Origin of the sequence: Treponema berlinense (assembly GCF_900167025.1) — a bacterium.
GTDB classification, from domain to species: Bacteria; Spirochaetota; Spirochaetia; order Treponematales; family Treponemataceae; genus Treponema_D; species Treponema_D berlinense.
This window is the reverse complement of record NZ_FUXC01000008.1, coordinates 22,356-46,188: the sequence shown is the minus strand read 5'-3', so window position 1 is coordinate 46,188 and position 23,833 is coordinate 22,356. Positions and strand designations below refer to the sequence as shown.

Genomic DNA, 23,833 nt, shown 5'->3' with positions numbered 1-23,833 from the left:
AATTACGGCAGGTGTGTATGTCAGAATTAAAAGTTCCTTTTTTTAAGCCTTCATTTTCGCAGGAAGAAAAAGATGCAGTTTGCAGCGTTATTGATTCAGGCTGGCTTACGACAGGAAAAATAACCCACGAATTTGAAAAAGAATTTGCCGATTTTTTAGGATGCAAACACGCTCTTGCGGTCAATTCAAATACAAACGGAATGATTCTTGCTATGGAAGCATGCGGAGTAAAGAGCGGAAGAGCTGTAATTACAACACCCTACACCTTTGTTTCGACCGCCGCCAGCGCAGTTCATCTGAATGGAGACGTTTATTTTGCAGATATTGAAGAAAATTCATATTCAATCTCGCCGGATTCAATCAGGTCTGTTCTGGAAAAGCTCAAAAAAGACGGAAAAATAGAAACTGTTGCGGCGATTGTTCCGGTTCATATTGCAGGAAATTTGTGCAATATGAAGGAAATCTGTGCCATTGCAAAAGAATACTCAACTCCACAAAACAAAATTTTTGTCATTGAAGACTGCGCCCATTCTTTTCCAAGCAAAACAAAAGACGGCTATGCAGGAACCTTAGGCGACGCAGGAATATTTTCTTTTTATGCGACAAAGACAATCACCACTGGCGAAGGCGGAATGGTCACAACAAACAGCGATTTTCTTGCAAAGAGAATGAGCCAGATGAGGCTTCACGGAATGGACAGGGACGCCTGGGATCGCTACACAAGCGACAAGGCCTCCTGGGAATATGACATTATAGCTCCAGGATTTAAGGCAAATCTTCCAGACATTTTGAGCGCAATCGGCCGGGTTCAGCTAAAAAAAGCAGAATCATTTGAATTCAAAAGAAAAAAAATCGTCGAAAAATACAATAAAGCTTTTTCAGACTGTGATTTTTTGACTTTGCCTCCAGACGGCGAAGGAAACGCCTGGCATCTTTATCTGATTCAAATAAATCCTTCAAAATTAAACTGCACAAGAAATGTATTTGCAAAAGAGCTTCAACAAAACGGACTTGGAATTTCAATGCACTTTATTGCAATCTTCCATTTTTCGTATTGGCAGAAAAAATATCCAGACTTTAAAGCGGAAAATTTTCCAAACGCCGAGCGCCATTACCAAAATACGATTACACTGCCTCTTTGGCCTGATATGAGCGAAGAAATGACTGATTATGTCATAAAAACAGTAAAATCTGCCGGAGAAAAGTTTCATGTGCGCTAAAAGAAAAATTCTTCCAAAAAACACACTCATCTTTTCAGACGAATTTTATTCGGACATTTTTGAAGATGACATGCTCTACGCTTCGGTCGTGCGCAGCCCTGTTCCAAAAGGACGAATCATAAAAATTCTGACGGAAGAACTGCCGGAAGGCTATAATTTTTACAGCCGCGAAGACCTTCCGTTCAAAAAGAACATAAAAATTTCAGGAACAAACATTCCGGTTTTCTGCGAAAAAGACATTGACTACACAGGCCAGGCAATAGGAATAATTACCGGTCCAGACAAAAAAACTGTGCGGATTCTGAGCAAAAACCTAAAAATGAATATTGACGAGCATTTTTACTACGAAGAAAAAAACGAGAACTCAAATATTCTTGCACAACGCGAAGTAAAATACGGCCAGGACTACGAGCTTCAAGAAGAAGACTCCCTGATTGAAGAAGAATGGGAATCCGACATAAATTTTCAAAATTACACAGAAACAAACGGAGTTTTCTGCTACATAAAAGGTCAAAACCTCTATGTTTCTTCTCCAAACCTTTGGATTAGCAATTTAAGAAAAAATCTTTCCGACGTGACAGGTTTTCCAGAAGAAAATATCTACATAACAAGAACAAAAATTCTTTCAAAGACAACGGACATAATCTGGCTCAACACCTTAATTTGCTGTCAGTGCGCCCTCGCCTGCCTAAAACTCAAAAAACCAGTCAAACTTGAATTTACAAGAACCGAGCAGCAGATTTTTGCAGAAAATACATCTTCCGTAAAAATCAGGCACAAAACCGCCGTTGCAAAAAACGGGCTCATAAAATCTATGGACATTTTAATTCACGTGAATGCCGGAGCATACAATCCTTTTGCGCAGGAAATTGCCGACAGACTTGCAATCGCCGCAATCGGAGTATACAAATGTCCAAATATAAAAATTACTTCAAACATTTACAAAAGCCACTCAATTCCGTCATCAATTGATTTTTCGATAATCGCTTCAAAAGCGTTTTATGCCGTAGAAAATCAGATGAATAAAATTTCCCGCGAAACAGGAATCGACCCTCTTGAACTGCGTATTTTAAATCTAAAAATCGAAGACAGGCACAACCGCTCAAAAATCATTCTCGAGACAGGAAAATCAAAAGAGGCTCTCGAAGCCATTTGCCGGACTGGAACATTTTTACGGAAAAATGCGGTTTACAAAATGGAAGACACTTACAGATTTGACCACGACAACGCTTCTCCTTACGCACCGCCACTGAGAGGAATCGGGCTTGCATGCGCTTACGAAGGAACTGCCTACCTCGGTTCAAATTTTATAAAAAAGAATCTGAATATAGAGCTTTCCTACACAAAAGACAAAAAACTTTATATCCGCGGAATGCCGAGCTCAAAAAATGTATGGCAAATCTGGCAAAAAACCGCTTCCGAAATTACAGGAATTCCTGCCGAAAACATTTTTTTGAACACAAATTACAGCATTGACTCAGAACCGGAAAATCCACAGACAACAAACGCCTCAATTTCAATCAATTCTGTTCTTATAAAAAAAGCCTGCGAAGCCTTAGTTCGAAAGCTTGCAAAAAAAACAGAAACTGCAGATGAAGAATTTCCGGTGACAATAAAAAAGAGTTTTTCTGTAAATCCTAGAAAAAGCTGGGATTTAGAAACATTCAGCGGATATCCGTTTTCTTCCACAAGTTTTGCCGCTATGATTGCAGAAATTGAACTTGATTCTGCTTCTTATTCACCGCAGCTGCGCGGAATCTGGTTTATTGCCGATGCCGGAAAAATTTTAAATCCCCACGCGGCAGAAACATCACTCAAAAATTCAATTCAAGAAGGATTGAAGGAACTTGTTGAAGACGATGAGCTTTCAGTATCTTCAATTTCGATTCAATTTATGCAGTCAAACGATGAGCCAAAACAACTTGGAGATATTGCAGCCTCTCTTTTGCCTGCCGCTTATGCTTCTGCCCTTTCTCAGGCTGTCGGAAAAACAATTACGAATATGCCGGTTCAGACAGATACGGTTTTTAAGCTCACAAAAAGCCTGAAAGAAAACTGGGAAAAACAAAAAGAAGCAGAAGAAAATAAAAATTCAGAAGAAACGACGGAGTTAAAATAAAAAATGAAAATTCCTGTAACAATAAATGGAAAAAAAATCATTCTTGATGAAAATCCGGACGAAAAACTGCTCTTTGTACTAAGAAAGCAAAAACTTATTTCTGTAAAAATCGGCTGCGAAGCAGGAAAGTGCGGTTTTTGCACAGTTCTGCTTAACGACAAGCCGGTTTCAAGCTGCCTGATTCCCGTTGGAATCGTAAAAGACTGCACTATAGAAACACTTGAATATTTTTCTAAATCCAAAGAATATAAGGACATTGAAACAGGCTTCTTAAAAGCCGGAATGAATTTGTGCGGATATTGCAATTCGTTCAAGTATTTTTCGGTCTACAGGCTCTTAAAAGACAATTACCGTCCGACAAAAGCCCAGTTAATTGAACTTACGACAGAAGATAAATGCTCCTGCACGGAACAGGGAGTTTTTATGAACGGAATTCTTTATGCAACCGCAGCACGGCACGAACGCGAAGGAAGAAAAAAGAATGTTAAAATCTAAGCAGATTTATTACGCAAAGACACTGAACGATATTTTTTATCAAAAAAAATCGATAAAAGACATTCAGCTTATGAGCGGCTGTACGCAGGACAAAAAACTTCCGGAAATTTCACTTTGCGTCCGCAATATCCGCGAATTAAATTATTCAATAAAGCACGAACGTTTTTTTGAATTTGGTCCGGAAATTACACTTTCACAGATTCTCGAAATCGATCCGGCAAAACTCCCATCTGTTTTTTACGAAGCCGTAAAGTCAATTGCAAACACAAACATTAGAAATATCGCAACCCTTGCAGGAAACATCTGCGCAAAAAACTACCGATACACGCTCTTTGCTCCGCTTGTCGCTCTTGACGCAAAACTTGAACTAAAAAGCGAAACGGAAACAATTTACCTGCCAATGACAAAATTCAGCGAAGTTCCTGAAAATTTTGTCCTTTCAAAAATAATTCTTCCGCTTGGCGAGTGGGAAGTTGCCGTTTTTAAAAGACTTGGACCTGCCCACCTTATAACAGAAAATTCCGCTTCCTTTGTTTTTCTTGCGGACACTGTAAAAAACCAGATTGCAAACCTCAAAATAGCATTTGCAGGACCTTTTTCTCTGCGCAGCCTTGAGCTCGAAAACAGGCTTTTAGGAGCCAGCCTTCCTTTGAGCGAAAACGCGATTCTCGAATTTGTGGAAGCCGCGGAAAAACTCTACGACGAAACCTGCCAGAACAAGCAAGTTCCGCCAATCCTAAGAGCGCAGTTTTTAAATCTCGTAAAATACTCTCTTGAACAGCTTACTTAATAAACATGCAGTCACCGTAAGAAAAAAAGCGGTACTTTTGCTCCACGGCTTTTTTGTAGGCGTTTAAAATATTCTCACGGCCGGCAAAGGCGCTTACAAGCATAATCAGAGTGCTTTCCGGAGTATGAAAATTCGTAAACATTTGGTTTACGCACTTAAACTTATATCCCGGATACATAAAAATACTTGTTGCACCAGAACCGCTTTTTACAAAACCATTTTCGTCTGACGCCGATTCGAGTGTCCGGACAGAAGTTGTGCCGACTGCAAGAATCGGACGTCCTTCTTTTTTTGCACGGTTTATTTTTTCAGCAACATCGAAAGGAATTGAATAGACTTCCTTGTGCATCTTGTGTTCTTCTATATTTTCTGAACGGACAGGAAGAAAGGTTCCAAGTCCGACATGCAAGGTTACAAAACATCGTTCGATTTTTTTTGCATCAAGTTTTTCAAACATTTCCTGGGTAAAATGCAATCCGGCGGTCGGACAAGCAGAGCTTCCGGTTTCTTTGGCATAAATTGTCTGGTAACGTTCCGAATCTGTATCATCGTCTTCGCGGCGAATATACGGAGGAAGCGGAATATGTCCGTTTTTTTCAAACCAGCTGTCATCAAGAGGAATTTCAAACTTTACTGTGCGGAATTCAGAACCTTCATCACCTTCATTTTCTATAATAGTTCCGACTGTTCCGTCAAAAAAAGAATATTTGTTTCCAGGTTTTACTTTTTTTGCGCCTTTTACCATCGTATGCCAGGTTTTTAAGTCCGGAGTCATCTGGTTTAAAAACATAAATTCCTGCTCACGTCCGCCCTGTCCTTCTTTTTCGCTCATTTTTATTCCATAGCAGCGGCTTCGGCGAACTTTAGAATTGTTAAAAATCATCAATGTATCTGGAGAAATTAAATCCGGCAAATCTTCCATCTTTAAATGCTGAACTTCGCCAGTTTCGCGGTTTAAAAGCATAAGCTTGTCCTGGCCGCGAATTCCAGACGGTTTTTGAGCAATAAGTTCTTCAGGTAAATCAAATTTAAAATCACTAAGTTTCATTTTTTATATTTCTCCAATAAAAAGCCAGTTTTTGTCAAAATCAAAACAAGGAAGCCTGCCCGTTTGAATTGTCTTTTACCTCAAGACCGAGATGCTCATAGGCTTTTGAAGTGACAATTCTTCCGCGCGGCGTCCGCTGAATAAGACCGCATTGAATCAAATACGGCTCATAATAATCTTCAAGAGTGTCCTGCGCCTCTCCAATGCTGATTGCAAGAGTTTCCGCGCCAACAGGACCTCCACCAAATTTTTTAATTATGGAAAGAAGAATTTCCCTGTCGTATTTTTCAAGTCCAAGGCAGTCAATTTCCAAACGCTTAAGACCTTCTTCGACAATTTTTAAGGTGATTTTATTCCGGCCTTCAACCTGAGCAAAATCCCTCATACGGCGCAAGACACGGTTTGCAACGCGTGGAGTTCCACGGCAACATTTTGCCAAAAGAAGGGCCGCATCATCATCAATTGAAACTTCAAGGATTCCTGCGCTGCGATGAATAATCGAAGAAAGCTCCTTTTGAGTATAAAATTCAAATCTGGGAATAAAACCAAAACGGCTTCTTAAAGGGCTGGAAACAGAACCTGCCTTTGTCGTTGCGCCAACAAGCGTAAAAGGAGGAATTGGAATTCTGACGGTTCTTGCCGCCGCGCCCTGACCGATAATCCAGTCAAGTTCAAAATCTTCCATTGCAATGTAAAGCATTTCCTCGATTGCAGGTTTTAGACGGTGGATTTCATCAATAAAAAAGACAGTCCGCGGAGTTATAGTTGAAAGAATTCCAGCCAAATCCTTAGGTTTATCCAAAGCAGGAGCGCTCGTAACCTTAAAATCAACGCCAAGTTCGTGAGCTGTAATTTGAGCGAGGGTTGTTTTTCCAAGACCTGGAGGACCGATTAAAAGAAGGTGATCCAACGGTTCTTCGCGAAGTTTTGCCGCCTGAATAAAAGTAAAAAGATTTTTTTTAACAGACTCCTGCCCAAGAAAATCTGACAAAAACTGAGGCCTCAGGGAATTTTCCTGAACCTCATCGTCTTTTAAGTCCGCTCTTACAATTGCTGAAAAATCTGTTTCGCTGTCAATGCTGTCCATAATCTACGCAAGCTCCACAATTATTTTTCTAAAAATCATATCTTCTTTTTCTTTTTGAGATTTTCCGTTAAAGTCCGGCTCAAGTTTTGCAGAAAGCTCAGCAACCTTCTGTTCAACAGTTTTTCTGTCATATCCCATGCTGACAAGCGAAGAGATAACATCTGAAAAAGCGCTGGACTTAGGAACAGTAAATGTCTGCAAATCTTCGTGCAATGTGAGCTTACCTTTTAAGGCGAGCATCATTTTTCCGGCAGTTTTTTTGCCTACACCAGGAATTTTTTCCAAAAGCGCGACATCTCCGCTTTCAAGAGTATCCATAAGAGTTGAAGATGGAGCACTGCTCATAATTTTTACAGCTCCCTTAGGACCGACGCCATCAACTTTGAGCAAATCAAGAAAAAAAGAACGCTCGTTCTCGTTTGCAAAACCAAAAAGCGCAAAAACAGTATCTGTATGCTGCATCCACGTAAAAATTTTAGCTTCCGTGCCAACAGGCGGCAAAAGGTCAAGATTTGAATCCGGAATATTTATATCCCATTCAATGCCGTTGTTTTCTAAAAAAAGCTGTTTTGGAAATTTGCCGGTAATTGTTCCAGTAATAGAGTTGAACATAGTTTTATTCTAGCAGATTTTTAAATTGTAATGAAGATGTGTTATTGCGCCTGCAAGAGCGTCAGCCGCATGGTCTGGTTTTGGCTCAGTTTCCAGACCGAGAAGAATTTTTACATATTTTTCGACAAGTTTTTTGTCCGACTTTGTAGTTCCGGTGACAGCCTGTTTTATTTGATTCGGCTTATATTCTGACAGAGGAATACAATTTTGCGCGACAATCAGCGTACAAACACCTTTAGCCTCCGCAACAGAAATTCCAGATGTAATATTCTTTACAAAAAACAGCTCTTCCATCGAAGCTTCTGTCGGCTTAAATTCATCAATAACAGCCTGCAAACTTGAAGCGATTTTTAAGAGCCTTTGAGAAAGGCTGTCAGAACTTTTTGTCGTAATGCAACCGTAACTTACCATTCTGTAGCGGCCGCTAAAAAAATCAACTATTCCAAAACCAGTGTTTGCAAGTCCAGGATCGATACCGATTACACGCCGGATTTTTGGAGAATCCTTAACTGGAGAACTTTCAGTTTTTTCAAAAATTTTTGTTCCGGGCAATTCTTCAAACTTTTTCAAAATAAAACCACACTGAAAAATATTTTTTACACAGCAAAAATCATAAGCCATAAAAAAACCACGGGAAAGCCCGTGGTTTTGCAAAACTTTGATTAAAAAGTCTTAAGGATTACTCCATCTCAAAGTCTTCTGGATATTCAGCTGTGTGGTAAACGTTCTGAACATCATCGTTGTCTTCAAGACGGTCGATAAGTTTCTGAACTTTTGCAGCAGTATCCTTGTCAACAGCAGTGTAAGCGTCTGGAACCATGCCAACGTCAGCAGAAAGTGTTTCAAAACCTTTTGCCGCGAGAGCATCTGCAACAGCAGAGAATGCGTCTGGAGCTGTAGTTACTGTGATAACTCCATCTTCGTTTACAATGTCGTCTGCGCCAGCTTCGAGAGCTGTTTCCATAACTTCATCTTCGTTTACTTTTTCAGCATCAAGTTCGATTGTACCTTTGCGCTGGAACATGCGGCTTACAGAACCAGAAGTTCCGAGGTTTCCGCCTGATTTTGTAAAAATATTGCGAACATCTGCGGCCGCACGGTTGTGGTTGTCTGTAAGAACTTCAACCAGAACAGCAACTCCGCCCGGAGCATATCCTTCGTATACAAGTTCTTCGTAAGATGTTGCGCCGTCTTCACCAGTACCTTTTTTGATAGCACGTTCGATGTTATCTTTAGGCATGTTAGCTGCACGAGCCTTAATGATTACAGTACGGAGACGTGGGTTTGAGTTTGGATCTCCACCACCCATTCTTGCGGCAATTGAAATTTCCTTAATGAATTTTGTGAACAGTTTACCGCGTTTAGCATCTGCAATACCTTTTGCATGTTTAATGGTTGCCCATTTACTGTGTCCTGACATGATAACTCCTATAAAAAGCCAATCTTTTGGCTTTATAATATACAAACAAGTTTAGATTTTGTAGTTTAACATAAAACCAAACTGTTATCAACAGCATATTAGCATTTTATTTTTTCAATCCTTTTAAGAAAGAACTTGCGGCATTTGAAGCGGCCTGAGAAGCCTTGTTTTTTGCAGCATCGCCAGTTTTTTTCTTAAGTTCAGACTGTTTTTGGTTAAGCTGTTTTGAAATAGAATCAAAACTGTTTTTCTGACCGTTAAGCTTTGCAGAAATATCGCCAAACTGAGAAATATATTTCTTTGCAGTTTCTGAAGAAGCAATCTGCTCATTCAACTTTGCAGCCACATCTTTTTTTACATTTTCAAATTCGGCATTTGCAACGCTGGAAATTGCATCTGCAAGAAGAGTGTCAAAATTCGTATCAAGTTTTAAACCAACGCCTGATTTTTCACTAAAAGAAAAACCTGCTCCAAGATTAAGAGACTTGATTGATTTTAGCGCGGTCGTGTAAATTCTCGTTGCAGTTTCTGAGCCAAGTTCTCCGCCAGTTACGGTTGCAGGATTCATATTAAGTCTTGCATTTCCAGAAAAACTAAAATCCGAATCCGCAGCAATGGATGCGCTGACCGTCGATTTTCCTTCAATTTTTTCAATAACGTCCGAACCGCCTTTTTTTGACAAATCGAAAGTCAAAGGGAAGTTGCTTCCAGAATATCCGGCTTCGACAAGATGCGCTTTTGTTCCTGACCTTGCGTCAACCGTAAGATTGGCATTGTGAACACACTGACTTTTCTTTACACTGCCCTTTACAATCCAAGGTCGCCGCGCTTATTCATATCGCTTGAAATATTTGTGGCAAAAAGTTCAATTCCGCTACCAGAACCATGAACTTTTTCGATAAGAAGCTTTGGAACAGTGTCTTTTTTCCAATAAACGTAACGACCGGCAAAACGTTTGCTTTCTTTTTTTGCCTTTTCGACCGCTTTTTTATTGGCCTTTTCTCTTTCTTTAGAATTTGCCCCCGAAGCCTTCATTGAAGAAGCATAGGAAATCAAATCTTTTAAATACGGATAATATTGCCCTAAAAGCGCGTATCCGGCCTGGTTTATAGAATCGTTCAGAGCCGACTTTGCTTTTTTTGGATCAAGAACAGAAACCTGGGCAGAAAGAAGATTTTTGTCAGAAGCGATTGAATCTTCAAGTTTTTTCTGCAGCTGCTTTATTTTTTTCTGGTCACCTTCAAAAGAAGAGAGAGTTGTTTCCATATCGGCCTTTGCTTTTTTTACGGTAGAACCGGCTTGTTCAATCTGTTTTAGGAGAGAAGGAATTTCTGCCGGAGTTACCTTAGAAACATTCAAATTTGAAAGCGATTTTGTCGCATTCTGAACTTCTTCAACACTCTTTTTTAACTCGTCTGGTTTATTTTTCCAGTTTTCGACAAGAACCTTTAATTCTTCCTCGACTTCTTTTGCAACTTTTTGCGACTGGAGATTTTCCTTTATATTTTCTGCAATTGCCGTCGGATCATACATTGTAAAAAGTTCCGTAATCGCTTTTTTTGCGGCGTCGGGATCAGTTCCGATTTTTTCTTTTAGAGAATCATAAAAACCTGTCGAATCGTTTTTCTTTGCCTTTTCTTTTTTATCTTTCGGTTTTACGGCAAGTTTTCCGCTCGTTTTTCGCTCTGTACCAAGCTCAATTCCCGTAATTTCGATATTTTGAGCATGAAATTTTGCCAGCAAAAGATTTGTCAGATTGAAATTTAAATCGAGGCGTTTAAATTCAAAAAGATTTTTAAATTCATCATCGCTCGAAGCCTGGGCAAAATTTTCGATGGTAACATGAGAATCAAAAAACTGAATATCTACAGAACCAACATCGCACTTTGCGCCAAAGATTCCCTGCATTCCGCTTCTAATCGCGATTTTTGCAACAGGATTTTTAAAAATAGTTACTGTAATTCCAAGCGCAGCAATTACGGCGGCAACCGCAATAAAAGGAACAACCTTTATTCTGCCTTTGTTTGCCTTGATTTGTTTTGCAAGAAGCTTAAGGCGCTTTATTTCTTTTTTTGTAAATTCACATTCAGCAGGAACACGAAGAACATCCCTGCCCTTTTTGTCCTTCGACTGCTTAAAAAGTGAAGAAACATAAGTCTTGTCGGCAGGAACATAGAGTTTTTTTTCTATTTTGCCTTCAAACTTTTTAGAAGAATATGCTTTTTTAAAAATCGAAGGAAGTTTTGAGCGCGGATATTTTTTTTCGGTTTTTGGAGCCTTTGTTTTTTTTATTTTTTTAGTTTTTTCAGCCATTACCGCTCTCCCGCCATTGAAGCAATTTTAGAAATCAAAGGAAGTTTATTTATAACCTTGAATATTTTTGAGTTACGGATAAAGTCAGCCGCGTATTTTCTCCATACAAAAACAAGAAGTCTTGCAAATGCATAAAGAGGAATATATAGAAGGATTCCGCACAAAAAACTTCCCATTACGACTGTATTGTTAAATTTTGTAAACGCGACAAAAGGAATTTCGATAAGACGCGCAAAAAAAGGAGCAAGCGAAGGAAGAGTCAAAAACCAGTAGCCGATACTGTCAAAAAGACCGTCAAAAGCAGGCGAAACAGCAGAGCCGAGCAAAATCATTAAAAGATAGGAAGGTTTATTTATCCTTACAAAAAGAATAAAAACCAGGACCAAATACCATAAAAGATTATTCTTTGGCATAAGACCAAGAATTGCGCCGCAGGCAAAGGCATGGGCGATTTCGCCAGGATTTACATTGCCGTTAAAAGCCTTTAAAAGTTTTATAAGTTTATTTAACATTCTTTCATTTTACCACAACAGTTTAAAATGTTACAATTAAATAAAAAGAATAAAAATCAGGACTTTTATGAAAAATTCTACTTTTATAATTGCAGAAATCGGAACGGCACACGGCGGAAATTTTGAAAAAGCCGTAGAACTTATGGACGCGGCGATTGAAGCCGGAGCGGACGCCGTAAAATTTCAATGGGTTTATGCTGACGAAATTTTGCATCCAAACACAGGTTTTGTAGAGCTTCCCGGCGGAAAAGTGCGGCTTTACGACCGTTTTAAGGCTCTCGAAGTAAAAAGCGAATTTTTCAAAAAATGCAGTGATTACGCCCGTTCAAAAAATGTAAAATTTATCTGCTCGCCTTTTGGACTAAAATCTCTTGAAGAACTTTTAAAAATTGAGCCGGACTACGTAAAAATTGCAAGCCCGGAACTAAACCATTTTCCGCTTTTAAAAGCGCTTGCAGAATTCCGCTGCGAACAGAAAAAAAACGGCAAAAAATCAGTTCCTGTAATAATTTCAAGCGGAGTTTCCGAACTAAAAGACATTCAAAACGCGATTGACATTTTGGGAACAGAGCAAATTACACTTTTGCACTGCATAACTTTTTATCCGGCTCCCGAAGATGAATACAACCTGCGCGTAATAAAAACACTAAGCAAAAAATTTGGAATCGGCTGCGGAGTCAGCGACCATTCCCTCGATCCTGTTCTGGTTCCCTGCCTTGCGGTAAGCCAGGGCGCAAAAATGATTGAAAAGCACATAACCTTAAGCAAAGAAACCGACGGACTTGACGATCCAGTGGCGCTTACAGCGGAACAATTCGGATTTATGTGCCACACAGTCCACCAAAGCGATGCGGTTCTGAGGCATTACGGAACAGAAAAAGGCGAAATGGAAATAATCAGGCAGATGGGCGAAACTTACGGAAAAGAGCGCGTCGAAAAAATTTTAGGAAGCGGAAAAAAGGAACTTGCGCCTTCCGAAAAACAAAACTACGGACGCACAAACCGGAGCCTGCATTTTATAAACGACATGAAAGCTGGAGAAAAAATAAAAAACGGAGATGTCGCGGTTTTGCGGACAGAAAAGGTTCTAACGCCTGGAATAAGCCCGAAGTTTCTTGAAGAAATTACAGGAAAAACGCTCAAACACGAAGTAAAAGCCGGCTCTGGCGTTAATTTTGAAGATTTTGCTGAATAAGGGCTTTCAAAAAAAAGAAAACGAAACGACAAAAAGGTGCGGACAAAAAACTGTTCATGAAGGGACAAATTCCAGCCCGTGCCGGAACAGCGCGCAAGCGTCCGCAAAGCGGATGAAGCGGCAGCGTAACTGTGCAGGGACGGTCGCAGGCAGGAAATGCGCTCCAATTTTTTTTGTTTGTATAAAGTGTTTTTTTTTTGTATCATATTGAATTATGGCTAGTTTAATTCAACCGCGCGTGCTTAAAGGCTTCCGCGACATTTTACCGGAAAACGAAATTGAACGTTCCGGACTTATGGAAAAAATTACAAAGGTTTACCGCTCATACGGTTTTGTTCCTATCGACACCCCAGTTCTCGAATATTCTGAGATTCTTTTGAGAAAATCCAACGGCGAAACAGAAAAACAGGTTTTTAGATTTTTGGACAACGGAAAACGTGATGTTGCCCTGCGTTTTGACCTGACTGTTCCTTTTGCGCGTTTTACAGCAGAACACGAGAGCGAACTTTATTTTCCTTTTAAAAGATACCATCTTTCAAAAGTCTGGCGCGGCGAAAAACCACAGGCTGGACGTTACCGCGAATTTATACAGTGCGACATTGACACAGTAGGCTCGGATTCAGCTGCGGCTGATTTTGAAATTCTGAGCATTATGCGTGCAGCTCTTGCGGAAATCGGAGTAAAAGACATTACGATTCACGTAAATCACCGCGGAATTTTTAACCGTTTTCTTGCAAAACTCGGCGTTGCAGAAAAATCAGAAGACATTTTGCGTTCAGTTGACAAGCTTGCAAAAGTCGGAAAAGAAGAAGTAAAAAAAGAACTTGTTGAATATACACAGTCCGAAGAAAAAGCAGACCAGATTTTGACATATATTTCCGGCTCCACCGACTTTGACTCAACTTTGAGCATGATTGAGCAGATGGCAGGCGGAGAAGACAGCGACAGCCAGAGAATGCGCGATATTTACAATATGATGAAGGCGGCAGGAATTGAGGCAACTTACGTTCTGGACCCTTCGATTACACGCGGACTTGATTATTATACCGGCGTTGTTTACGAAACTTTCTTAAACGAACTTCCGTCAATCGGCTCAGTATGTTCTGGAGGACGCTACGACAACCTTGCAGGCCTTTACACAAAAACAAAACTTCCTGGCGTAGGAGCTTCGATCGGGCTCGACCGTCTTCTTGCAGGTCTTGAGCAGCTTGGAAAAACAGGCAAAAAAGGAAGCTATCTCGATGTAGAAATCTACTGCATGGATAAATCGCTTGCGGTTCACTATCAGGGAGTTGCAGAAAAACTGCGCCAAAAAGGAATCAACGTAGAAGTTTTTCCGGAAGCAAAAAAAATGGCGCAGCAATATGCAGTAACAGATGCAAAGACAGTCCCATGGGGAATTTTAATCGGAACAAACGAAGCCGAAAAAAATGTTTTGACCTTAAAAAAACTCGCCACACGCGAGCAGTTTGAAAATTTGACGGTTGAACAGGCGGCAGAAAAAATTCTTTCAGAAAAATAGTCTTGGATAGTTTTATCTGATAAAAAAGCAAAACAAAACACATCAGGAGAAACTATGGGATTTTTAAAAGATAAAGTTGCAATTATAACAGGCGGCGGAAAGGCGGTTTTGAGCGACGGAAGCTGCGGTTCAATCGGATACGGAATTGCCACAGCATACGCAAAAGAAGGCGCAAACCTTGTGATTACAGGACGCAACCTTCAAAAATTAAACGACGCAAAAGCCGACCTTGAATCAAAATACGGAATAAAGGTTCTTGCCGTGCAGGCAGACGTAAACGCGGGAGCGGACAACGAAGCGGTTGTAAACGACGTTATAAAGCAGGCCGCAGAAACATTCGGCAGAATTGACGTGCTTGTAAACAATGCCCAGGCCTCGGCTTCCGGAGTTCCGCTTGCAGAACACACAACAGACCAGTTCAATCTGGCTCTTTATTCAGGACTGTACGCGGCATTTTACTATATGAAAGCCTGCTATCCATATTTAAAGGAAACAAAAGGAACAGTAATCAATTTTGCTTCTGGAGCCGGATTATTCGGAAACTACGGACAGTGCGCATACGCCGCCGCAAAAGAAGGAATCCGCGGACTTTCACGCGTCGCCGCAACAGAATGGGCACCGGACGGAATCAACGTGAACATAATCTGCCCTCTTGCCTGGACAGCCCAGCTGGAAAAATTCCAGAAAGCATATCCGGACGCATTCAAAGCAAACGTAAAAACACCGCCAATGGGACATTTCGGCGACGTAGAAAAAGAAATCGGCCGGGTTTGCGTACAGCTTGCCTCCCCTGACTTTAAATACATGAGCGGCGAGACAATCACACTTGAAGGCGGAATGGGATTAAGACCGTAAAAGAAATAAAAAAGCCCGGTTCTTTGCAGAATTTGTTGAAACCGGGCGAAAACTGAGGTTCCTACAACGTTGTTATTCTTTTATTTTTACAGCGCTGCTGACGGACTCCAAAATTTCCTTGCGGGTAACGCTTGCGGAAATGTAGTTTGTTTTTATTACAACTTTGTATTCTTTAGAAGAATCCAAAGTTTGCGGCACAAAGAAATTCAGCTCCGCAGGCTTGTTGCGGAATACTTTTGAATCATCAATTCTTGTCCAAGTAGAAGAATCTTCCAATTTTTCATCTGAGCTAATAGCCGCAAAATAGATTCCGCTTTCTTCGCTACCAAGCTTAAGGTTTGCGCCGGTTATTTTTGCCGGTGCACCTAGCGAAAGAACATTCTCTTCTTCAGTGCTGATGTCTGTCACAGAATCAATTTCAGGAGACTTGTCGTTGTAGACAATTTTATCAATGCTAAGCTTCTGCAAAGAAGAGCTTGTAAGTTTTGTAGGAGAAAACCTTACCTTGAACTTTCCGTTTTGCGGAACTTCAGTTTTTGACTTTGCAGAAACTTCCATTGCAATGTACATAGTTCCAAGGTCAAGAATGTTCACGGCTTTCCCCTGTTCAAGAAATTTTAAGATTTTCTTCTGCAGAAGAATTGCGCAGTACTGCAGAATGAACGGGTCAATTCCTTTGTTTTCTTCCGCAATCTCTGAAAGAATGTTCCTGAAGCTTGCCTTATTGCGCGTTACAGTAGCGTAATAAGTTCCGTCTTTTTTCAATTTGTTTTCTTTTAATGTTATGCTCACCAAGGATGAGCTGTTTTCTAATGTAGAAATATTTTCCATTTATATATCCTTCTTCAACTTATGGCGTGAAGGGCCTTTTGATTTTTTGCCATGCGGCAATGTTTTAGCCGGCAATTTTAACAATCTAATTTTACCGGCACGCTGTTCTGGCTCTTGCAAAAAGACAGAATAAAAAGTAGGATATACAAAGTTATTTTTTAGTTAGGCATATCCTGACTTAATATTGCAAAGCTTGAATCTATTGGCGTAGGTTCAAGTTTTTTTTTGCAAGAGCACCGGCAATTCCATTGTGCATCCGCTTCCTCCTAAAAAAACAATATTTCTTTTTCATTTTAGACCGCCTCCAGGAAGTTCTGATTTAAGACAGGACTTTTTGCATTCTCTTCCTTTAGCAAATTCAGGAACTGTTTTCCTACATTCTTTATCAGAATGCAAAGAAGCGAAAGAACTGGCTTTAGCACATACTCATCCAGAACCTCCTCCTGGGTTCTGCCCTTTGTGATTTCTTCCGGAGAGAACAAAAGCCGCATTATTGAATCAGTCTGAAACTCATGCTCCTGAATCTGTTCAGCCTTGATTTTTGAAAGCTTCTTTTTGAATTCCGCGCACTCAAAAATTCTAATGAATCTCAAGATAATCGACTGGATACAGTGCACTACCTCATGCGCAACCGTAATCACGTCGATATAGCTTCCATTCTGCGCGCCTTCGTAGACATCGCTTCTTATGACAATCACGTTCTGAGCCGCATTGTAAAAAGCCGCAACATTTTTTCCGTGCTTCCAGGAATCCTGCGGCTCAATAAGATAGTTGAAAGTCCTGTCAAAACGGGGAATTATGTTTTCCATTACAAAGAGCGGGTCAAACTTCTGGTTCGTAGTAGCCGTGCAAAGCAGGTGGCTCCAGAAAGAAGCTATTTTAATCTCGTCTTCAGAAAGAACTAAAGTTTCTGAATATTTTACGTCTTTTAATTGTGTCTCATACTGCACCACTTCCATTTTTCTCTCCCGAAGATTCCGCCTGAAACTTTTCAAGCATTTCTTTCATCATTTTTACCTGCTTTTCTGTAAGCTTTGAAAAATCCTTGGCAAACATTACAGCGGTTTCAAGATATTCACTTGAATCCTTCTGCTCACCAAGAGGAACATTCACACTGCCCTTTGACTGAGCCTGAGCTTCTTCAAGCTCCTGTTTTTCTGCCTCTGAAAGACCGTATTCCTTTGAAATCTTTTCAACAAAAGAGTCCGGAATTTCACGCAGACCGTTTTCAATTGAAGAAAGGTAAGCCGCGCTTACATCTAGCCGCTTTGCCATATCCCCAAGAATTTCTGAAGAATCAATTCTTCTTTTCCTTAAAATTTTTCCAAACGCCGTTACTCCCATAAATGTACCTCTCGTTCTAAGGCTTTAATGAACCTTTTGGATTCTTTCTCGTTTAGCATCTAAGTAAAATATATATCAGTTTTATAAATAAATCAAGCAATTTATAAAATATTTTTCACAAATTTGTAAATATTATTAAAAAAAGAAACCTTTTTAACTACAGACAAACTGTACAGCAGCTACAGACTGACTGTATAGCAAGCCCAGACAAACTGTATAAGCGGCACAGACAAACCGGGGCGGCTATACAGTATGATTGGGGCGTAAGCACAATCTGGCTGGGGCTCTTATACAGCCAAGCTGGGAAATATGTACAGACAGAATGGGAGGTGGAAATTTGAAAATTGTGGAGAGAGTTACGACATTTTTCCGGTAAGGACCTCGTTTTTAAGAAAGTCGTATACATAAAGCGGACTCTGAAAATAAAGACCTGTCTTGGGATTTATAAGCTTTTCGTAAGTTTCTGAATTATATACAACACGCAGAGCCTGTGGAACAGTCATGGAAAAATCCCCGACAAGCTTGTCCGCCAGGTCGCGGGTGGTACATTCAATTTGATATTCAAAAACGGTCATTGAGGAATTTTAAAGCCCGCCTCCGTTTTTTCTGCAGAAAAATGCGACGTCAGAAACCATCTGTGAAAATGAAAGCGTGTGCGCAATGTTGTACTGCCGCTCCAAAAAATCCACAGCCTTAAAGCGGTCAAGATAATTGAAAGCCTCTTTTTCGGAAAGTTTATATTTTTTTGCGAACTCGCTGACAAAAGCCACAATGTATTCAGTCTTGTCTTTTTCAAGATTCATAGGGCTATTATAGCATGGGAACAGGGAAGATTCTATTGATTTTATAAAAAGAGAATATCTCAGCGATTTTCTTCAATCGCCGCCGCAAGCTGATCAATCAGCTCGTTGTCTTTTTTCGCGGCGTGTTCCATTATCGTTTTAGTGTCAAGAAGGATTCCGTGGATTTTATGCCAGGATTTTTCTGGAACACAGGAAACATCGGAAGAATCTTTTTCCGTCAAAATGTAATCCGCACTCGCATAGCCGATGTTTTTGATTTGTTCTGTGCAGGCTGGCATAATAAAGGCATTGAAAATCGAATTTTCAGTCCGGTTGTTTTTTACATCGCTTGGAATTGAAGCGTTTTTTTCTATATATTCAGCATAGGCGAACTGCTTTACAATGCTCGCGCTGTCCGGAAGATGATTTTTTATGCCAGTCGCTCCGTAGCGGTAATATTTTGAGTCAAGTACAAAAATTTTCTGCCGTTTTTTTCCGCGGTTTGTAATCATAATCGTATCAGGACGGAGTGTGTTGCGTTTTTCATCCGTCTTAAAATAATAACGCTCTTCGCTGCCATTTCCGTTTTTAAGCTTCCAATAAACTTTTGGATAAAAATTTTCCTTTTTTGATTCTCCGAAAATGCAGTCAATCATTTTTTCCCAGATGATATGAAAATTTTGTGTTCCGTAAATAAATTCCTTATTTTCAGAGTTTTCATCAAGGAAATTCAGCACATCCAGCATACTCTTAAAAAGAAGCAGATTGTTCTCGTTGAAAGTCTGAGCCACCGCCTTTTTTATCGTAGCAACAAAAAGATTTTTGTTCAGCTTGAGCTCCGGTTTTTCGGGCATAAAACCGGAAAACAGAAATCCGAGCTTTGAAAAACATTCGTGGACGCAAAATCTGTGTATTTGGGAAATCAGCTCGGTCTGGCTGTAATTTATCTTTTGAGTTATAAAATCAAAATAAAACGGCTGAAAATCCAAAAACTGCGGCTTGACACTTTTTATTGTGCGGTTCCAGCTCACTTTTCCGCCCGGAGTTTTTGAATACAGCGTTTCTTTCTGGACATAATAGCCGTTTGACAAAAAATCGCGGATTATAAAAAGATACGCGTGAATCGGAAAATCCACCTTTTGATTTTTTACAGGCAGCGGCAAGGCAGAAAGATTATCTTCCTTTTCTCCGAATCTCCGCAGAATTTGAATAAGGTTCAAAATGTTTCTGCGGACTTCTTTTTCTATTTCGGCAGGAGAATTATTTTTTTCGTCGGGCTTTCTGTAGCCCACAGGGAAATAGATTTTCAGTTTTCCGTCAGTACACTTTAGTCCGACAAATTTTTCAGAAAGACTTTCGGCATCACTTTTATCTTCGCCAAAATAAACGCAGCAGGAGGAGAGGGAATTTCTTGATTTCATTTCATTTTTGTTCTTCATTTTATTTCAGGGCGCTTCCCTTTATTTCGTTTCACTGCGTTCGTGTCGCCAACTCGAACCGTATCAGTTTTCTTCTTCTTTCTCAGAAAAATCAACATTCTTGAAAACCCCGAAGTCTGGATTATCCATTTTTACTTTTTCAAGCAGAGCTTCAAAATTATCAGCATCCTCAAAAACATCTTCGTGGCAGAATTTGAACGCATCGTCCCAGAGATATTTCAGGATTTTGTTTTTGAATGAATCCTCAGTGATAATATATTTTCCATTTGCATCATTTTTATCAGGAACAGCTTTGACAAACCAACAGCCAAGCCGCTTGTCTATCATGCTTGAAAAATTGTTTTCCTTAGAAAACTGCGAGATTTTCTCATTGATTGTTTTCTGGAAAGTTTCCCAAGTAATTTGAGAATCTCCTATTTTTGCCGTTTTCTGCTGGTCAACATTTTTTTGTTCTTCTTCAGTTTTTGCTTTTCCAAATTCGTTTTTTACCAGAACCATATCCCAGCGGCGCTGAAAAGCATTGTCCAATATAAAAACATTCTGGTCGCTTGTGTTCATAGTGGCAAGGATTGAAAGGTTTGGAGGAAGACGGATACCTGTGTTGGCTGAAAAATGAAGATTTCCTATTTCAATGGCTTTCTGACTTTCATCATCAGATTTTTTTGCAATTCCATCGTCTTCATTTTGCAATTTATGACTTACATCGGCATACAAATTTTCACGGATATACCAGTTTATAAATTCATTTTCTATAGAATATCTGCTCCAACCTTCTGTATAAGTATAACCATTAGCAGGAACTTCTTTTTTAGCAGCAATTCTATCAAGCAATTGAAAATATTCTCCAAAAATCGCAGCCGCATTTCCACGGTTAATTTCTTCAACAATCAGGTAATACTTTTTATCAGGATGGAGATAAGCTCTTCTTAAAATTTTTGACAATGGTCCGGGTCGGAACTTATATTCAACATTTCCATCAACATTGGTCGGCAAAATCTGCCCGACAAAATCAGCGTTTGTGTATTCAGGGTGAAACACAACCCGCATTTTCTGCTCATCAGAGGTATTTATTGTTTCTTCATCAATTTTATTGCTTTTTCCGCACCCGGGAACTCCGTAGTAGATGGTTTGGGAGGAGTTTGGGGTGTAAGAGTTAGAACTTATATTCTGCAAAATATTTTTATCATCTTCGTCATTCATAAATATCTCGTCCATGTATTTTTGATAATCCTCCAAAGTCTCACCTGTCCAATATGAATTGCAATTTATAATCTCAAACAAATCAGCTTCGTTATCTCTTGTGATTCCATCAGATTTTAATTTTATTCCATTTTCATCTTCCAAAAAGCAACCAGTATAATTTACTGTTTTTAGCATTTCTCTAATCTGCCTTTCCGGCTGGTTCCAAATATGATTACTTTCTGTTGTATCAACATTTGCAGGAATTTTATGATCTTTTCTATATTGGAGAATTTGATTAGCAGTATTAAGAAGATTATAATTTTTTCTTTTTGCTAAGTCTTCATTGTAAAAGATGAAATTAATAATTTCATCTTTAGTAAGAAATGCATCGTTATAACTAATCATAGAAAGAATATGAAGAAGTTTTACAATATCCCTCATTGGAGCAAGCAAAATTTTGTCTGATATAGAATTTTCGTAATCAGAAGAAGTTCTGACATTAGGGAACTGGAATTTTTTTATGAAGTTTAAAACAACTTTTTTAATATTTCCACTTGCAGCTAATTTCGCACAATTGCCTTTTGCTTTTAAATTGAAATAAAAACCAAGTGTCATAAAATTATTATTTTTGCTCTTATCAATAGTTGCAGGTGGAACAGTATCTGTTAAAAAAGCATTGGCGGATTCTTTCAAAATAGTATCAAGATTGCTTATTCGTAAATCATTTGTAAAATTATAATGAAACATATTTAACTTCCTCCAACAGTTCAAAAATTGCATTTCCTATTGCTTTCGCTAATTTGGGAGGAACAGCATTACCAATCATCTGATAGGCATTTCCTCTATTCCCTATAAAATCAAAATCATCATCAAATGATTGAAGTCTTGCAGCCTCTCGAACAGTTATAGTTCTGCATTGTTTTGGGTCATAGTGAATAAAACGATTTCCATCTTTATATAAATGAGCAATGATGGTTGTACTAGGCTTATTAGGCTCAAGCACATGGTATCTGTGAATAGGAGATTTGGAGCCTACTTTTTGTTCATAAAGTTCTGTAATTTTTTTTGAATCATAATCAAAACGTCCTGACGAAACATCTTCTGCAAGTATTCTGAATGTATCCATATCCCTAGGATTTTGATAACGCGGTTCATGCCACGAAATTGAACATTCCGGTACTTTATAGGCAATATGTTTCTTATGATGAGCTTCATCAAAATATGGTTCAAATTTTGGTAAATCATCTATGGATTCTTTTACAGAAATTATTTTTTTTCCTTTATATTTTGGAAGAATCTGTGTATAGAATTTTTGTAATGTTGTCTGCGGATTTGCAAAAAAAGTTTTTGATAATCCTACAATTACAATTCTTTCTCGCTTTTGAGGAACTGAATAATTTGAAGCGTCAATTTTTGCAAGAGATAAATTCTCAACAATTTCATATCCAATATCAGAAAACCCTTTTCGTATACGTTCTATTATTGGGGTTCCATCTGGTTTCGCACTTAAAATTCCAGGAACATTTTCAAATACAAACAACTTTGGCTTATATCTATTTACGATAGAACAATAATGTTCAAATAGATAATTTCTATAATCATCTTTCATTCCGTTTTCATCTCTGATGCGTCCTGCAACAGAATAAGCCTGACAAGGAGGACCTCCTATTATCAGATCTATTACTTCTGATTTTTTTACTATTGAATCCAGACCTATTGAAGAGCCATATTCCGTATCATTTTTCCAGCCGTAAAAAAGCTCTTTCTCTCTTTGGATATCAAAATGCAAAACTCTTTCTTCTGAATCTAAAATTCCCCATTTTGATTTCAGACGATTTCGTAACGTATTTACTTGAGGCTTTAGCCATTCTACAGCACCGACATCAATGTATTTCTCAGTTTGCAAAAAACCATCTTCAAGACCACCGCAACCAGCAAAGATGTCCAAGAATTTATACTTAGTCATCTTTATTGTCCTGAAGATATTTTTTTAATTGTTCTGCAATTGCTTTTCCTAAAAGCGGCGGAACAGCATTTCCGACTTGCCTATACTGTTGAGATTTATTTCCATAAAAAATAAAATCATCAGGAAAACTTTGAAGCCTTGCACTTTCCCTGACAGTCGGAATCCGATTCCATTTATAATGGAAATGAGATCTATGACCTGTATTTATTGTCAATGAAGGCTTTTTGCTGTTATAACGGGTTAAAGCCTCGTGATATTTATAAAGCCCCCTATATTCTTCTGGTAAGGATTTATAGTTTTTCCCTTCTGGAACAAGGGAAATCATTTTTACAGTTTTTGGATCATGAATCGTTCCAATGTGATTATGAATCTCATTGGATTTTTTTCTCATTTCCTTTTGATAATCAGTTTTTGGTTCTGACGGATATTTTTGAATATCATCACCATAAATACCGATTAGCGCAGGCAAATCACTTATCGCATCTTCACAAGTGATATAATTTTCTTTTGATAAAACAGGGGTCGGAAATTCAAAATTTATAGAATTGTTTTTTAGTCCAACAAAAAAGACTCTTTTTCTGATTTGAGGGATTCCAAAATCAGGTGCATATAGCAATTTTGGAATCATGTTGTAACCTATTTTTTTAAAATCGCTTACAATTCGTTTTGCTCCAATTCCGCCATTCGTTTGAAGCATTCCTGGAACATTTTCAAGAAGTATGGCACGCGGTTTTGTCCGCTCCGCAAGCTTCACCATTGCAACGTAAAGCAAATTACGTCTGTCATTCATATTTCTTGGACCTGCAATAGAAAATCCCTGACAAGGAGGTCCGCCTATCAAGACATCAAGTTTCTGATTTGTTTGTTCCAGAAAATTTGTAATTTCATTTATGTTTTCATGATTAAAAAGATCTAATTGAAGTACTTTTGCATTACCATGATTTTTTTCAAATGTTTTTAGAGCTGCGGTGTCATTATCAATACCAAGCAGTACGTTGTATCCGGCATCTAAAAAGCCTTTGGATAGTCCGCCACAACCGCAAAAGAGGTCTATACAATTGAGTTTTCTATCATTTTCCCGGCCCTTTAAACGGACGTTTT

At 39.0% G+C, this 23,833-nt stretch carries 24 protein-coding genes; 7 read left to right on the top strand and 17 right to left on the bottom strand.

Annotated features, from left to right (window positions below; translation table 11 throughout):
• The first annotated feature begins 17 nt into the window (after positions 1 to 17).
• The 4 genes from B5D47_RS07405 to B5D47_RS07390 are packed head-to-tail and all read left to right on the top strand — an operon-like array spanning position 18 to position 4,624.
• Positions 18 to 1,220, top strand: a complete 1,203-nt coding sequence (locus B5D47_RS07405) for a DegT/DnrJ/EryC1/StrS family aminotransferase (protein ID WP_078931200.1) — start codon at positions 18 to 20, stop codon at positions 1,218 to 1,220.
• Positions 1,210 to 3,339, top strand: coding sequence for a xanthine dehydrogenase family protein molybdopterin-binding subunit (locus tag B5D47_RS07400; RefSeq protein ID WP_078931199.1), 2,130 nt, complete (start codon positions 1,210 to 1,212; stop codon positions 3,337 to 3,339). Before B5D47_RS07405 ends, B5D47_RS07400 begins: the two co-directional genes overlap by 11 nt.
• Before the next feature lie 3 nt (positions 3,340 to 3,342).
• Positions 3,343 to 3,834, top strand: coding sequence for a (2Fe-2S)-binding protein (locus tag B5D47_RS07395; protein ID WP_078931198.1), 492 nt, complete (start codon positions 3,343 to 3,345; stop codon positions 3,832 to 3,834).
• Entirely contained in the window at positions 3,821 to 4,624 is an 804-nt protein-coding gene (locus tag B5D47_RS07390; RefSeq protein ID WP_159443507.1) for an FAD binding domain-containing protein, read from the top strand. The genes B5D47_RS07395 and B5D47_RS07390 overlap by 14 nt, the downstream gene beginning before the upstream one ends.
• Here B5D47_RS07390 and queA read toward each other — a convergent pair.
• The 8 genes from queA to B5D47_RS07350 form a co-directional block, all read right to left on the bottom strand.
• Positions 4,617 to 5,672, bottom strand: a complete 1,056-nt coding sequence (gene queA, locus B5D47_RS07385; protein ID WP_078931196.1) for a tRNA preQ1(34) S-adenosylmethionine ribosyltransferase-isomerase QueA — start codon at positions 5,670 to 5,672, stop codon at positions 4,617 to 4,619. The two genes, B5D47_RS07390 and queA, sit on opposite strands and share 8 nt — an antisense overlap.
• Positions 5,673 to 5,712: 40 nt before the next feature.
• Complete coding sequence (gene ruvB / locus B5D47_RS07380; protein ID WP_078931195.1) at positions 5,713 to 6,759, bottom strand: Holliday junction branch migration DNA helicase RuvB; 1,047 nt, start codon at positions 6,757 to 6,759, stop codon at positions 5,713 to 5,715.
• A gap of 3 nt (positions 6,760 to 6,762) precedes the next feature.
• Positions 6,763 to 7,371, bottom strand: a complete 609-nt coding sequence (ruvA, locus tag B5D47_RS07375) for a Holliday junction branch migration protein RuvA (protein ID WP_078931194.1) — start codon at positions 7,369 to 7,371, stop codon at positions 6,763 to 6,765.
• 9 nt (positions 7,372 to 7,380) lie between these two features.
• A complete protein-coding gene (ruvC, locus tag B5D47_RS07370; RefSeq protein ID WP_078931265.1) occupies positions 7,381 to 7,992 on the bottom strand; it encodes a crossover junction endodeoxyribonuclease RuvC in 612 nt (203 codons plus the stop codon).
• Positions 7,993 to 8,050: 58 nt separating this feature from the next.
• The gene (locus B5D47_RS07365) at positions 8,051 to 8,791 is read right to left on the bottom strand and encodes a YebC/PmpR family DNA-binding transcriptional regulator (protein WP_078931193.1); all 741 of its coding nucleotides are present in this window, start codon (positions 8,789 to 8,791) and stop codon (positions 8,051 to 8,053) included.
• 106 nt (positions 8,792 to 8,897) lie between these two features.
• Complete coding sequence (locus B5D47_RS07360; RefSeq protein WP_078931192.1) at positions 8,898 to 9,485, bottom strand: hypothetical protein; 588 nt, start codon at positions 9,483 to 9,485, stop codon at positions 8,898 to 8,900.
• A 113-nt stretch (positions 9,486 to 9,598) separates the two neighbouring features.
• On the bottom strand, positions 9,599 to 11,104 hold the full coding sequence (locus B5D47_RS07355; protein WP_078931191.1) for a hypothetical protein: 1,506 nt from the start codon (positions 11,102 to 11,104) through the stop codon (positions 9,599 to 9,601).
• Complete coding sequence (locus B5D47_RS07350) at positions 11,104 to 11,616, bottom strand: TIGR03546 family protein (RefSeq protein ID WP_078931190.1); 513 nt, start codon at positions 11,614 to 11,616, stop codon at positions 11,104 to 11,106. The genes B5D47_RS07355 and B5D47_RS07350 overlap by 1 nt, the downstream gene beginning before the upstream one ends.
• A 67-nt stretch (positions 11,617 to 11,683) precedes the next feature.
• Here B5D47_RS07350 and B5D47_RS07345 point away from each other — a divergent pair, with 67 nt between their 5' ends.
• From B5D47_RS07345 to B5D47_RS07330, 3 genes are all read left to right on the top strand, one after another.
• Positions 11,684 to 12,811, top strand: coding sequence for an N-acetylneuraminate synthase family protein (locus B5D47_RS07345; protein ID WP_078931189.1), 1,128 nt, complete (start codon positions 11,684 to 11,686; stop codon positions 12,809 to 12,811).
• 214 nt (positions 12,812 to 13,025) lie between these two features.
• Complete coding sequence (gene hisS / locus B5D47_RS07335; protein ID WP_078931187.1) at positions 13,026 to 14,333, top strand: histidine--tRNA ligase; 1,308 nt, start codon at positions 13,026 to 13,028, stop codon at positions 14,331 to 14,333.
• 54 nt (positions 14,334 to 14,387) lie between these two features.
• Complete coding sequence (locus tag B5D47_RS07330) at positions 14,388 to 15,188, top strand: SDR family NAD(P)-dependent oxidoreductase (protein ID WP_078931186.1); 801 nt, start codon at positions 14,388 to 14,390, stop codon at positions 15,186 to 15,188.
• A 72-nt stretch (positions 15,189 to 15,260) separates the two neighbouring features.
• Here B5D47_RS07330 and B5D47_RS07325 read toward each other — a convergent pair whose 3' ends face one another.
• The 9 genes from B5D47_RS07325 to B5D47_RS07285 form a co-directional block, all read right to left on the bottom strand.
• Positions 15,261 to 16,019: a DUF4469 domain-containing protein gene (locus tag B5D47_RS07325; protein ID WP_078931185.1), complete on the bottom strand. Its 759-nt coding sequence runs from the start codon at positions 16,017 to 16,019 to the stop codon at positions 15,261 to 15,263.
• A 293-nt stretch (positions 16,020 to 16,312) separates the two neighbouring features.
• Positions 16,313 to 16,978, bottom strand: a complete 666-nt coding sequence (locus B5D47_RS07320) for a hypothetical protein (protein WP_078931184.1) — start codon at positions 16,976 to 16,978, stop codon at positions 16,313 to 16,315.
• Positions 16,959 to 17,363, bottom strand: coding sequence for a helix-turn-helix domain-containing protein (locus B5D47_RS07315; RefSeq protein ID WP_078931183.1), 405 nt, complete (start codon positions 17,361 to 17,363; stop codon positions 16,959 to 16,961). Before B5D47_RS07315 ends, B5D47_RS07320 begins: the two co-directional genes overlap by 20 nt.
• Before the next feature lie 356 nt (positions 17,364 to 17,719).
• Positions 17,720 to 17,938, bottom strand: coding sequence for a hypothetical protein (locus B5D47_RS11680; RefSeq protein WP_078931182.1), 219 nt, complete (start codon positions 17,936 to 17,938; stop codon positions 17,720 to 17,722).
• Positions 17,939 to 17,947: 9 nt separating this feature from the next.
• On the bottom strand, positions 17,948 to 18,166 hold the full coding sequence (locus B5D47_RS07305) for a DUF3791 domain-containing protein (RefSeq protein WP_078931181.1): 219 nt from the start codon (positions 18,164 to 18,166) through the stop codon (positions 17,948 to 17,950).
• A gap of 59 nt (positions 18,167 to 18,225) precedes the next feature.
• The gene (locus B5D47_RS07300) at positions 18,226 to 19,584 is read right to left on the bottom strand and encodes an LlaJI family restriction endonuclease (protein WP_078931180.1); all 1,359 of its coding nucleotides are present in this window, start codon (positions 19,582 to 19,584) and stop codon (positions 18,226 to 18,228) included.
• Between the two features lie 63 nt (positions 19,585 to 19,647).
• Positions 19,648 to 21,513, bottom strand: coding sequence for an AAA family ATPase (locus tag B5D47_RS07295; RefSeq protein WP_078931179.1), 1,866 nt, complete (start codon positions 21,511 to 21,513; stop codon positions 19,648 to 19,650).
• Complete coding sequence (locus B5D47_RS07290; protein WP_078931178.1) at positions 21,500 to 22,732, bottom strand: DNA cytosine methyltransferase; 1,233 nt, start codon at positions 22,730 to 22,732, stop codon at positions 21,500 to 21,502. Before B5D47_RS07290 ends, B5D47_RS07295 begins: the two co-directional genes overlap by 14 nt.
• On the bottom strand, positions 22,725 to 23,833 hold a 1,109-nt coding region (locus tag B5D47_RS07285), incomplete at its 5' end, for a DNA cytosine methyltransferase (protein WP_234969964.1). The genes B5D47_RS07285 and B5D47_RS07290, both read right to left, overlap by 8 nt.